This window comes from Rhizobium sp. NPDC092011 (genome assembly GCF_044756305.1).
Classification (GTDB): Bacteria; Pseudomonadota; Alphaproteobacteria; order Rhizobiales; family Rhizobiaceae; genus Rhizobium.
The window spans coordinates 292964-305403 of sequence record NZ_JBIVSO010000007.1 but is presented as its reverse complement, the minus strand read 5'-3'; the positions used below and the strand labels follow the sequence as shown (position 1 = coordinate 305403).

The following is a 12440-nucleotide window of genomic DNA, read 5'->3' as shown; positions in this document are numbered from 1 at the left end:
GGCACGCGGGGACGATTCGCTCGGCCGATGGCGAAGACATATCCCCTCGGAAGAGCCCATTCCGCCGCTAACGCGGCGGCGCCAAGTTCGCTGGCATCTCTTCGCTCTTGATGGGAATCAAACCGACGACCCTATTGTTGCACAAGTCCGTCACCTCAGATTTTTCAACGGCATACATCGGCTTGTCTTTGATGGAATATCCGATTTGGGCCGATTAACCACCCTTGCTACGGGTGGGGTCCCTTGCCGGGCAAGATCTGGAACTCGGTGATGCCGGTCTGCGACCCTTCAATGCAGATAGACGTCGACGTGGATCTTGTTGGCGGCCAAGTCCGCGTATCCAATACCCCAAGCCGATTTGGCGTTGACCCACGAATGAGGGACCGCCGCCGTCAGTAGATCGATTTTCACAGCCAGGTCTATGATCGGCCCGTCGTCGCGCGGGGAACCCACCCCCTCGGCAGAAAACGCGATCCGGCTTCCGTCGTCGGTTTCGATCATGCCCCGGAGTTCAAGCGCACGGCGGCCGTCTGGACGCACACGCAGGTAGTCGATGCCGCGCATAACACCATTCAAGCGGCCTTTGACCGGCCCCGCGAGCGTGACATCGAATTGAGCTCCCTGCAGCGGCACCCTTTGCCGTCCTGTAAAGATAGGCTCCATATCGGCGCCGTAGTCGGTCACGCCGGTGATATCGAGGTCGTATTCGAAGATCTTTTCGTAGCTCATCACTTCTCTCTCCTAAATTCCTGCACAGGTGTCGCCAACGGGGGCGTAGTACAGACCCGTCAGTTGGTCGAAATTCATCGGTCGATCGGGATTTTGGACACAGCTATCGGACCGCCTGACGGCCAAGCCTAGCGGCGCGCGTCGAGGTCCTCGGTTTCGAACGCCAAGACCATACGCATTGGAGCGTCCCTGACGTCAGCCTGTCAGCCGACGATCAGCCTGTCGGCCAGGTTTGCGAGGGCCTCGGTCATGCAGCGACCACGATCCGAGGCCGGGAAGCTAGCCAAGACCGCGAGATCCGCCTGTGGGGTACAGGATAGGCGGACTTGAGTGCTAACAAGATCCACGTCGCCGTCCATCTGGATTGAAGGGTCGCAGAGGGCTTCGACCCAGCTGCCCAGCCAAAAAAGTCTTCGCCGGACCGATGAGTTTTCCGACGCCGGCGGTCTCCACCACGACAATGATATTTGAGGAGATTTGACTGATGTCGTCGGAGAATTGGACCTTAAAGGGCAAGCGCGTGGTCGTGCTCGGCGCGAGCCGGGGCGTCGGGCGCGAGATAGTGCAGCGAGCGTCGGCCGATGGTGCTCAAGTTCTGGCGGTCGCCAGACAAGCAGGCGACCTAGCCGCACTCGCGAGAAACACTCCCGGCCTTGAGACGTTAGCGCTGGACGCCGCGACCGAAGGCGCGCCAGCGATGGTTTTTCGGAAGGGGCGACCAGACCTCCTGGTTATCTGTGGCGGCGCTACGCCACCTGTCCGACCAATACCGGAACTCACTTGGGCCGAATTCAGCGTGAATTGGGAGGTCGACGCCAAGATGGCCTTTCTGTTCTGTCGCGAGGCGCTGCAGGTGCCGCTGGCTGCGGGCTCGGTCGTCGTGATCATTTCCAGTGGTGCCGGCATCGGCGGCTCACCGATATCGGGCGGTTATGCCGGCGCCAAGCGCATGCAGATGTTCATCGCAAAATACTGTCAGGCTGAATCCGATCGTCGTGAGCTCGGCATCCGCTTCATGGCGCTCGTTCCCTCCCGGATCATGCCGGAAACTGACCTTGGGCGGGCAGCGGCAAACGGCTACGCTCAATACCTCGGCATTACAACGGATAAGTTTCTTGAGAATATGGGGCCACGACAGTCGCCCGCGAACGTGGCTCAGGCAGTCGTCGACTTCGCCAGCAAGTCACCGATGGAGCCGGGATCGATCTTCACCATTTCAGCTGACGGCATGGAGAAAGTGAGCTGAATATGCAACAGTGGAAGAGCTGCGTCGTCGGAAACCGGAGCGTTTTGCTATGAAACATCACGCCCGCTTAGGCCCTGCCGGCGACATTCCACCCAGTCGCGCAGACTTCCTCAAGGTGGTTGAGAAGCATCAATCCGGGCTCAAGCTACATTGCTATCGCATGCTGGGATCAGTTCACGACGCCGAGGACGCGGTTCAGGAAACCATGCTGCGCGCCTGGCGGGGCTTCGACGACTTCGAAGCGCGCGCCTCGATCAAGAACTGGCTGTACCGGATCGCAACCAATGTCGCGCTCAACGTGGTGGCAAGCCGTTCGAGGCGCGCTCGGTTGATGCCTGTCCAACTGGGGGGCCCCTCTATCGGTCGACCACAGGGGCGGCCGGACATAGAAGCGCGATGGCTCGAGCCCTATCCTGACGTCGAACTGGAGAACTTGGCTGATCCGGACACCAGGCCGGATGTCCGCTATGAACTTAGAGAGTCTGTCTGCCTCGCCTTCATCGCGACGATCCAGCAGCTGCCCCCACGGCAACGCGCGGTCCTGCTACTGGCCGATGTCCTTGGCTGGTCCGCAATCGAGGTCGCTGCTGCTCTCGACGCATCAATCGCATCGGTCAGCAGCGCCTTGCAACGAGCGAGGGCGAAGCTTGCTGCCAGGGATCACGATGCCGGACCGGTCGCAATCACCGACGCACATCAGCGGAGTCTCTTGGAGCGCTATGTGCAGGCCTGGGAGAGTGCAGATCTCGAACGCTTCGTCTCCCTCCTGAAGGAGGACGCCATCTATTCTATGCCGCCTTGGCGAGAATGGTATCAGGGTCGCCGTTCGGTCGGAGATTTCTTCGGGGCGGTTTGGCCAGCTTATCGGGGCTTCCGTCTCTTGCCGGTCGGTGCGAACCTGCAGCCGGCGTTCGCCCTCTATTCGCTTGGCGCGGAAGGCCGCTGGAACGCGCATTCGGTCCAGCTTTTGGCGTTGGACGAAGGCGGCGTTCGGACAATAACGATGTTTACGCAGCCGCTCGCTCCGAAGCTCTTCAGCGCATTCCGACTGCCGACTGTGCTCGAAGCGTGACCAAGCGCCGGAAGTGGCGATTTGGGCTGAGGGAGGCTCTGTCTTGTCCGTGTTCGCGCCAGACATAATCTTCGCCAGGTCATGGAGCAAGTTCGTGCGGGGCTCTGCAGGCGCGACGATCGCGGAGAAGGACATTCCCCGCGAATATCACCTGGTTCGGCCCGTTCGCCCGACGCGTTCACGATCATCCTCTAGGCCTCGCTCAGCCCTCAAGCACGGCGAGGTCACGTTCGACGAATATCGGACTATCGTCGCCTATGCCGCCTTCTGGCGGTTTCGTAAGAAGTGAAGTGAGAACTAAGCATGGCACAAATACATGCTCTAAGAGGTCCGGAACGCGATTTGGGCTTTACGCTCGACGTGCATGAGATGAACCTCACCCGGCAATATGGCCCTTGTACCGCGTCTTCACCTTGTTCGCGTCACGACACGGAAAGGGATCGGTGGCGCCGGCGGCCGTCCATGCGGTTCCGGCCAGCTAGATCTATTGAGACCGTGTTTTCCAAGATGATCCCGGTCGTAACCGGTCCTATCAATTCCTATTGTTCTTTAGCGTCGGTTTGACTCCAGATGTGTCATGCCAAATCCTTCTGCATATTTAAGCCCGTAGCCTAGTGCTCTGTCGAGGCCGATATGGGCTACCCATACCAGCCCGACTGCCAGCATCACAATCGCGTGCCCAACCATACCCCAAGTGATCAAAGCGAGCGGTGGGACGTACCAGTGGGCTGCGTTGTAAAGCGCGGCACCCACTTTCTTGCCAGCAAGGTAACCGAACATCGACAGGTCGGGAGCCAAGATCAGGACGGCAAATAGCCACCAACTGACATCCAGTGTAGCGTACCAAACCGTCGCGGCAACAAGTACTCCAAGCCCCTCGAGGCGAAGAAGCACTTTAGGAATTCCGGTGACGAAACCTGTCATAACTCAATCTCCAACTGTTTCGTCGGGGTGATAACATCGATGACACGCATACAAAATCGACTAAATTCAACTATCGGCTATTCATAAATGAATACCGGTCGTTTCGCAGCCGCTTTGCGACGGCTTGTTGAATTCCATGCGAAACTCACGTGTCTGCCATTTCACGATCCTCCTCGATTGGTTCAGAATTGCGTAACACTTCATGGGCCTGTCTCTGCCTGGTGGACACTGCGCGTCGAAGACGGCGCTGAATATGCTTACGGAGAAACTCGATATGTTGCCGAGCCGACACTGGCAAGTTCAAGTTTGTGCAAGGATCGTGGCAAGCTCCTCGCGCGTCGGAAAGGCCGATAGTGTCCCCAGCCTACTTACCGTGAGAGATGCCGCTAAAGATGCGCTTTCGACCGCAGAGGGATCCAGCTTCGCACGACGCAACATGCTCGACGCCAGCGCAACGGCCATGAAGGTGTCGCCAGCACCGGTTGTGTCAACGACTTCACACTTCGACGCCGACACCCTCGAACTCACATTCCTTGCCGTCAGCAGCGCACCATCTGCGCCGTTGGTCTGGACGACGAGATCAACCCCAAGAGCAAGGAGTGCTGCGGACGCGGCTTCACCTTGCAACCCCGTCAACGAGGAGGCCTCGCCCTCGTTGACGAAGGCAATATCGACAAGAGGCCACAGATCCGCGAAGTACGCCTGCAGCGGTGAAGGATTGAAGGCAACAATCATCCCCAGCTGCTTCGCGTATTTCATGATCGAAAGAGTGGTTTCGCCATTCAGGTTACCTTGCAAGACAACAAGATCTCCCCGGAATGCTCCTGCGAGTAATGGCTGAACGTCGACAAAGGAGAGACTGCGTGCAGCCTCTGTTGTCGTGATAATCGCGTTCTCGCCGTTGGCCAATCTTAGGATGACGGACATGTCGGTCGTGCAGTTGGGCTGAATGATCAGTCTGCTAGCCAGCCCCTCGCCTTCGATCAAGGCTCTGACCAAAGCCGCACGGCCGTCATTGCCGACGGCCGCTATAAGGGTTGCAGGCACGCCACATCTGGCAAGGACGATCGCTTGATTGCATCCCTTTCCACCAACATTCGATGCGATCAGGCTTCCAAAGATGGACTCTCCTGCTTTCGGTAGCGAACTTACGGCAAAAGTTTCATCAATGACGGCGTTTCCAATGACATAGGCATGCATCAGCTTTCTCGCACTCCCATGTATGGAGCATCGTGAAAGTCGATTTCAAGTCGCATCGCCTGGCCAAAAATCTCGCTCAGACGATCACGATCCTCCGCTCCGAGCGCCTCTCCTGCCTCGTCAAGCTGCGTCTTCAGCCAAAGTGCCTGATCTGCGAAGGTTTGATCGACGTGCATGTTGATCCATTCCTTCAGCAACGGATCGCTTATGTCGCATCCCGCAGCGTCCTTCGACCAGGTCCAATACATCCACTCCGCGGCAAACATTGCAGCCAGCACGTCCAGAAAACCGCCCTTGCGCGCGATAGATAGCATGCCCTCGCAAAATGCCGTGACTTGCGGAAGCTTAGCATCAAATTGGCTGACGTCGATCTGCCTCATTGAAAACGTTCGCTCGAAATAGGCAATCTGGTCGTTGGCAAGAGCATCAAGAACCGAGATCAGCCATCGCTTTTGGTCGATTCGTGGCGCCGTCGCCGCCGCATAAGCGAAGATCGAAATGGCGGTGTCTACAAATGCAGCCTCGTAGACAAGATAGCGCTCAAAGCCTTCCTTCGTGAGCTTGTCATGCTTGATATCGGCGATGAAACGATGCCGCAGCATGTCGGATAGAACGGCATCATTCTCTCTCAGGATTTTTTCAGACAGCGTCTCAGTCATTTCAAGCCTCAAGTGCCGGCTCGGCAGCCATACGAAAGGCCCGTACACGCTCTATATCGACCGAATTCCACCAAACACCGCCGTGCTTGAGAGAAGAGGCAACAATCACGCCATTGGTGCGCTTCAAGATTTCGACGATATTGTTCTTGTCGACCCCCGATCCGACGAGGAGAGGAAGATGGGTCGCACCGCCAATCTCCTCGATCTCCTCGATTGTTGCAGTGTTTCCGGTCCGCTGGCCGGTTGCGATAACACCATCAGCATCGAAGAATGCGAGATCTTTGGTGAGTTCAACAATAGAGCGATCCGCAACAATCGCGTGAGATCCGTGTTTAACGTGGCTATCGGCGAAGACCTTGATGTGTTCAGCACGCAATTGCGACCTGTAGCGCATCGCCTCTGCCGCACGTCCTTCCATAAAGCCTTCATTTGCGACGTAGGCGTTTGCCCATTGATTGACGCGAATGAAGCTTGCCCCGCCCGCCATTGCGATTGCAAATGCCGGGATGGGGGCATTGGCGAGAACGTTTATTCCGAGGGGAATACCGGTTGCCCGCCTGATCCGATCGGTCACGACGGACATGAACCCGGTGGTTTCAGGTCCGATGTCTTCCGGCTTTGAAAAAGGCACATCTCCATGATTTTCGATGACAAGACCGTGGAGCCCACCCTCGATGCATGCTTCGGCATCGCGCATGCAAGCATCGTAAATTGTATCCATCTCAGCACCGCGATAGCGCGGAGATCCAGGAAAGGCCGGGCAGTGGATCATTCCAATCAAGACCTTGTTTCTACCGAAGATCTCTTCGATCGCATTGCCACTGTTGCCGGATATCTGTTGCATAGTCTTTCCTTTTCAGGGTTGATGCCTCGGATTGCAGTTCGAGCGGAACCTTATCCTACGCGCATATTCGTTCACTTTGTGCTCGGGATCGGACAGATGCTAGCGCGGGACGGAGCCGTTCGGGTGCGCAAGTCGGGCGGGCGCCACAAGATCCAAGTTTTCGAGCGCGTCTTCCTTCTCCCCGCCGCAGGCAGCTACTTCCGCTTTCCAGCAAGCCGGAAATTCGTATTAAAAAGTCGGGTATTCAGCCATATGGCGATCAGTATGATGGCCCCTGTGACAATCTGGGTAAAAAATGGCGATATGTGCACTAGGATGAGTCCGTTGCCGATGACGGATATCGTCATTGTTCCGAGAATTGTGCCAAGGATCGTACCGCGGCCTCCATTCAGTGAGGTTCCGCCGAGCACCACCGCTGCAATGACCTGCAATTCAAATCCGACCGCTGCGTTGGACGACCCTGATCCAAGGCGCGCTGCTATGAGGAGGCCTGCAATCGCGCATGAAATGCCGGAAAGAAGATAGACTGACGCAATGATCCACTTGGCCGGCATACCAACACGGCGGGCCGCTTCAGCGTTTGATCCAACCGCCACCACCTGGCGGCCATACTTTGTCGCTGTGATGAGTGTGTACCCGACAATTGAAAGTGCAACCGCAATGATTGCTGGCGTAGGCACCCCGGCGATAACACCTCGTCCCAATTCGAAAAATCCATCGGCATTTTCGATCGGGATGGAGTAACCCTGAGTTAGATACAACGCATATCCACGGAGAATTGATAGGCCGGCCAGCGTCACAATGAAGGAAGGGACACCTTGATAGGCGATGAACCAACCTTGAATAAGACCCGTGAATGCGCCAAGCGCGAGCATCAAGATAACCGCAGTTGGCCATGGAAAGCCCATCGCCATCACGATTGCCGCAACGGCATTGATCAAGGCAACTTGAGAGCCGACAGACAGATCGATGCCACCGGTAATGATAACAAATGTCATCGCCACCGCGACGATCAGAAGAGGAGCAGCCTGACGAACAATATTCAGTATGTTGCCAAGGGTCATGAAGCTGTCGCTGCCGATGGTAAAAAGTACGAGGCATGCGAGGAAGAAGATTGCGATCGAAAGGACCTGAGCGTGCTCGGCAAAGAAGTCAGTGAACGCGGATCCGGTTTGCCGTTCGGTATAGGAGGTCAATGTCTTACTCCCTCTCCAACAATGAGTTTCACCAAGTCTTCGAGATTAGTTGCACCTATCTGTCGCTCCGCGACCTTCGTGCCTTCATACATCACGGCAATCCTGTCGCAGACGCGGAAGAGATCTTGAAGACGGTGAGTGATGAGAATGACAGCAACGCCTTGTGCCTTGACGCGATTGATCAATGAAAGCACGGCCTCGACTTCCGCAACTGCCAATGCTGAGGTCGGCTCATCCATGATAAGGACCTTTGGCTTGAACGAAGCGGCGCGCGCAATAGCGATTGCCTGACGTTGGCCTCCCGAAAGCATAGCGACTTTGTTCGTGAGCTTCGGGATCCGGATCTCCAGATCGCCCAGCATGCGACGCGCCTCATCCAGCATACGTTTTCGGTCAAGGAGGAAGCCCCTGCTCAACTCCCTGCCAAGGAACAGGTTTCCGGCGACATCGATGTGGTCACAAAGGCTCAGATCCTGAAAGACCATCTCGATATTTCGGTTTCGAGCGTCGGCCGGCCCCGAGAAGCGAACTTCCTCTCCAGAGAGACTGATGCTCCCTTCGTCAGGAATGTATGTGCCCGAGATGACCTTGGTCAGTGTTGATTTCCCCGCCGCATTGTCGCCGACCAGGCCCAGGCACTCGCCGGGATATATGTCGAGATCGACACCACGCAATGCCTGATGAGAGCCGAATGTCTTGCGGATGCCTCTCAACGAGACGGCCGGAGGTGTTGTGCTCGCCGTTGCGGACGACCGGGAAGTATGCCCTTCCCGGTCGCGCTCAACAGCTTCGTGGGGCTGTTGATGCGTGATCATTTGAATACTACCCGATATGGTTCGACGTTGCTCTTGGTGACAATGGTGACCGGAATGGGAAGGGTCTTGTCGACCTTCCCGCCACTGCCGATCCTGTCGAGAGCTTCGACGGCAGCCTTTCCCTCGCCTTCCGGATCCTGCTGCACGACAGCGACCACATAACCGGCGTCGATGCCTGAGATAGCCTTGGCCGTCAGGTCCCAGCCAAAAATCTTCACGGTATCTTGCTTTCCTTGGCTTTGCACGGCGGCGATCGCCCCAAGGAGCGCGGGCTCGCCCGTCGCGTAGATCGCGGTAATCTCTGGATTGCCTGTAATCATGTTTTCGGCTGCCGCCAACGCAGTGTCCTGAACATTCTGCCCATCGACCCTGGCAACAACCTCAATCCCGTCTACGCCCTTAATGCTTGCATCGAAGCCCTTCTGCCGGGTGTTTTGAATTGTCGAATTCAATGCGCCGACAATGCCGACTTTGGCCTTCCCCTGCATGCTTGATTTGACATAGTCTTTGAGGAAGGCGCCGATATCGGAGCCCGCTTTTTCATTATCGACCCCGATCTGGGAACTCTGGGCGCCTTTCGGCAGAATCGCATCAATGGCAACAACCGGAATGCCGGCGTCGGCAGCCTGCTCAACGGCAGGCATGATTCCGTTGACGTCAATCGCGACGACAATGATCCCATCGACCTTCTGCTGGACATATGTTTCGATCGCGCTGTTCTGTGCCTGTGCTTCGCTATTGGCATTGAAGATTACAAGCTTGTCTCCAGTTGCAGCCGCGGCTTTCTGTGCGCCGTCATTGATCTGGTTGAAGAACAGGGCCTGCTGAGTGATCGTGACAAGTGCATAGGTCTTGCCTTTGGCAAGCGCCGGACTTGTGCTCAATGCCAGTCCGCTGAGCGCAGACAGGGCCAGCGCGGCGGACAGCGCCCGCCGTGTTAAAATCGTTCCCATGTTTTTGGTCCTCTGGTTGGTTTAGACCCGTTGCCCTTTATCTACTCGGCGGCGGAGCAACGGAGTTCCGCACGATGAGCTCGACAGGAAGGAGTTCCTCCGATTCAGAGGGTACCCAATCCTGCCAATTCGTTTGAACAAGCAACTCCAACGCCCGCTTTCCCATCGACCTTACGGGCTGTCGGATTGCCGTGAGCGGAGTGGAGAATAGATGGAGCGGCCCGACATCGTCGAAGCCGACCATCGAGACATCTCCAGGGATTGAAACGCCGGCGGGCAGGAAAACCTCCATCATGCCGATGGCAATCTCGTCCGAGCTTGCGAATATAGCTGTCGCTCCCGTCTTTTCGGCAAGGAACCGAGCAGCTGCTTCCCGCCCATATCTTATCGTGTATTCGCCAACGTAGCGCTCCACATGGACAAGATCACCTTGCGTCTCCTTCAGTCCACGAAGAAGGCCAGCGCACCGGCGTCGCGTACTGATCATTTTTTCGTGGCCACCAACGAAAATGACGTGCTTGTGGCCGTTCTCACCCAAGTGACGTCCAACCAGGAAGCCACCCTGTTCGTTATCGGAATAGAGTTTCGGCACCTTCGAGCCAGGGATATCTTCGTCGACAACGATGACTTTACCTGTCTTTGCGATCAGCTCCGCAAGTGTGCCGTCGTCGGGGTGGTTCGTCACGACAATCAAGCCGTCGACGTGGTTGCGTGCGATTAATTGCAGATACTCGATCTCGCGCCCTGCTCTGTTCAAGGTGACTTGAAGCGACACGGCGAGGCGTGCTTCATCGGCGGCTTGCTCAACGGCGGCAGCAAAGGTGGAAATATATGGATTTGCGATATCGGGAACGACAAGCCCAATGGTATCGGACTTTCCCATCGAAAGGCGTCGTGCATGAGGGTTCGGCTGATAATCAAGCGCCCTGATCGCATCTTCGATACGTGCTTTTGTTTCGCGGGGGAGATCGAGGCTTCCATTCAGCAACCGCGACACCGTTGTCACGGACACACCGGCACGCCCGGCAACATCCTTCAATGACGGCGCTTTTACCGACATGAGCTTTCTCCCTTTTGTAAAGCGCTTTACTAGTAAGATAAGTAAAACGCTTTAGTAAACCGCTTTACAAAAAAATCCATTTTCGGACTGTTGTCAATCGAATTCTCGAAAGGATCTAGACTCGCAGCGATGCCAATGCCGACAGCGAACGCCGGCACGAGGCGAAATCTTCCGGTTAATATCACCTTATCAATTAGTTAGGTAAAAATGGAAGCGGCCGCGCTGCGTGTGGCCTATCGCGCGTCCGCCCCACCACCAGCGATGCCACGGACCAAACCGTCAACCGGCCAACTCACGCACGGTCTCGTATAATACCCTCGCGCCGATCTCAATATTTTCTGGCGAAACGAACTCAGCTTCGTTGTGACTGATACCGTCACGGCAAGGAACAAAAATCATGGCAGCCGGTGCAACACGGCTGAGAAAAAGCGCGTCATGAAAAGCGCCCGAGACCATTTTCATGGTCGGAATATCAAGCCTACCGCATGCATTTGCGATTGCCTCCACCACGGAGGCGTCAAATTTTCCCGGCGCCATATCGAAACGCTTCTCGATAGACACCTCTACCCTGTGGCGCCGAGCCGCAGCGCGACATTCCGTGCCGGCCCGCGCTTCGATCGCGGCAAGCACCTCCTTCTCCGGATGGCGAAGGTCGAGCGTGAGCGTGACCCGCTCGGGCACGACATTGATGGAACCGGGCTCGACGATCATACGGCCGACCGTCAACCGCGCTGACGGATCGGCCGGCATCACGGCCTGTTGGAGAGACGCAATCGCTTCCACGGCTGCCGCCAATGGATCCCGACGGTAAGCAGGCGGCGTTGTACCGGCATGAGCAGCCTCCCCGGTCAAGGAGACTTGCAACCACTTGGTTCCCTGCACCGCAGTGACGATGCCGATCGGCACGTTTGCGCGCTCGAGTACGGGGCCCTGTTCGATATGCAACTCGATGAACGCGGCAACGGAATGACCCACGGGCCGCATCTCGACCTCCGGCAGTGCAGCCAACGTTGCCTGAAGTTCATCGGCAAGCTTCGTCCCGTCCGCACCGTCCATTTCCTGCCAACCGGATATGTCGCCTGCCCCGACGAAAGCCATCGATCCCATGCAACCGGGAAAGAAACGGCTGCCTTCCTCATTGGTCCAGCATGCAACTTCGACCGGCCGTTCCGTGACAGCGCCTGCGTCTTCCAAGGATTCCAACACTTCGAACGCCGACAGCGTACCAAGCGCGCCATCAAACCTGCCGCCCGTCGGCTGACTATCGAGATGGCTCCCAATCAGAACCGGGGGTAAAGACGGCGCGCGTCCGACCCGTCGGATGAAGAGATTGGCAATTGCGTCCTGGTAGACACAAAATCCGCGCGCTACGGCCAATTCGGCAAGCCGCCGGCGTGCCATCCTGTCCTCGAGACTGAGTGCTTGACGGTTGACGCCGCCTGCGGGTGTTGCGCCGATCGCTGCGAACTCGGCAATGCGCTGCAAAAGGCGTTGCCCATCTATTGTCGGATTTGCGTTCATCGGCCAGTTCCCATCAGGAGATGTCCTAGCCACGCCTGAACGGCGATTGGGCTGCTCGCAATCCAGCTGATGGATCTCTTTGCCCGAGCCATGTAATTTCCAATTCTGATTTTTGGTTTGGCTCCAAGAGGCCGGACCACATCGTGGACATTGCCTTCCAGGAGAAGATCTGCACCCTTGCCTTGCGCTCTTGCAGCGGTAAGCAGGTTCATTTTACGCAC

General features: G+C 56.8%; 12 protein-coding genes. 2 read left to right on the top strand and 10 right to left on the bottom strand.

Annotated features, from left to right (window positions below; translation table 11 throughout):
• Nucleotides 1–288: 288 nt before the first annotated feature.
• Nucleotides 289–729, bottom strand: coding sequence for a DUF3237 family protein (locus ACIQJ2_RS25810; protein WP_199148229.1), 441 nt, complete (start codon nt 727–729; stop codon nt 289–291).
• Nucleotides 730–1213: 484 nt separating this feature from the next.
• On the opposite strand from ACIQJ2_RS25810, the gene ACIQJ2_RS25805 reads away from it, so the two are divergent.
• Together ACIQJ2_RS25805 and ACIQJ2_RS25800 are read left to right on the top strand one after the other, a co-directional pair.
• On the top strand, nt 1214–1975 hold the full coding sequence (locus ACIQJ2_RS25805; RefSeq protein ID WP_400677677.1) for an SDR family NAD(P)-dependent oxidoreductase: 762 nt from the start codon (nt 1214–1216) through the stop codon (nt 1973–1975).
• 49 nt (nt 1976–2024) lie between these two features.
• Nucleotides 2025–3047: an RNA polymerase subunit sigma-70 gene (locus tag ACIQJ2_RS25800; protein WP_400677675.1), complete on the top strand. Its 1023-nt coding sequence runs from the start codon at nt 2025–2027 to the stop codon at nt 3045–3047.
• A gap of 549 nt (nt 3048–3596) precedes the next feature.
• Here ACIQJ2_RS25800 and ACIQJ2_RS25795 read toward each other — a convergent pair.
• The 9 genes from ACIQJ2_RS25795 to ACIQJ2_RS25755 form a co-directional block, all read right to left on the bottom strand.
• Nucleotides 3597–3971 (bottom strand): DUF4260 domain-containing protein, encoded by a 375-nt coding sequence (locus ACIQJ2_RS25795; RefSeq protein ID WP_400677673.1) that lies wholly within the window; start codon nt 3969–3971, stop codon nt 3597–3599.
• 300 nt (nt 3972–4271) lie between these two features.
• Nucleotides 4272–5171: a ribokinase gene (locus ACIQJ2_RS25790; RefSeq protein WP_400677671.1), complete on the bottom strand. Its 900-nt coding sequence runs from the start codon at nt 5169–5171 to the stop codon at nt 4272–4274.
• On the bottom strand, nt 5171–5830 hold the full coding sequence (locus tag ACIQJ2_RS25785; protein WP_400677669.1) for a TenA family protein: 660 nt from the start codon (nt 5828–5830) through the stop codon (nt 5171–5173). Before ACIQJ2_RS25785 ends, ACIQJ2_RS25790 begins: the two co-directional genes overlap by 1 nt.
• Nucleotide 5831: 1 nt before the next feature.
• The gene (locus ACIQJ2_RS25780) at nt 5832–6674 is read right to left on the bottom strand and encodes a BtpA/SgcQ family protein (RefSeq protein WP_199148222.1); all 843 of its coding nucleotides are present in this window, start codon (nt 6672–6674) and stop codon (nt 5832–5834) included.
• Between the two features lie 194 nt (nt 6675–6868).
• Entirely contained in the window at nt 6869–7870 is a 1002-nt protein-coding gene (locus ACIQJ2_RS25775; RefSeq protein ID WP_400677668.1) for an ABC transporter permease, read from the bottom strand.
• A complete protein-coding gene (locus ACIQJ2_RS25770; RefSeq protein ID WP_400677666.1) occupies nt 7867–8685 on the bottom strand; it encodes an ATP-binding cassette domain-containing protein in 819 nt (272 codons plus the stop codon). The genes ACIQJ2_RS25775 and ACIQJ2_RS25770 overlap by 4 nt, the downstream gene beginning before the upstream one ends.
• Entirely contained in the window at nt 8682–9638 is a 957-nt protein-coding gene (locus tag ACIQJ2_RS25765; RefSeq protein WP_400677664.1) for a substrate-binding domain-containing protein, read from the bottom strand. Before ACIQJ2_RS25765 ends, ACIQJ2_RS25770 begins: the two co-directional genes overlap by 4 nt.
• Nucleotides 9639–9675: 37 nt before the next feature.
• Nucleotides 9676–10698 carry a LacI family DNA-binding transcriptional regulator gene (locus ACIQJ2_RS25760; protein WP_199148218.1) on the bottom strand — a complete coding sequence of 341 codons (1023 nt, stop codon included), beginning with the start codon at nt 10696–10698 and terminating at the stop codon, nt 9676–9678.
• Between the two features lie 279 nt (nt 10699–10977).
• Nucleotides 10978–12219 (bottom strand): Zn-dependent hydrolase, encoded by a 1242-nt coding sequence (locus ACIQJ2_RS25755; protein WP_400677662.1) that lies wholly within the window; start codon nt 12217–12219, stop codon nt 10978–10980.
• Between the last annotated feature and the right edge of the window lie 221 nt (nt 12220–12440).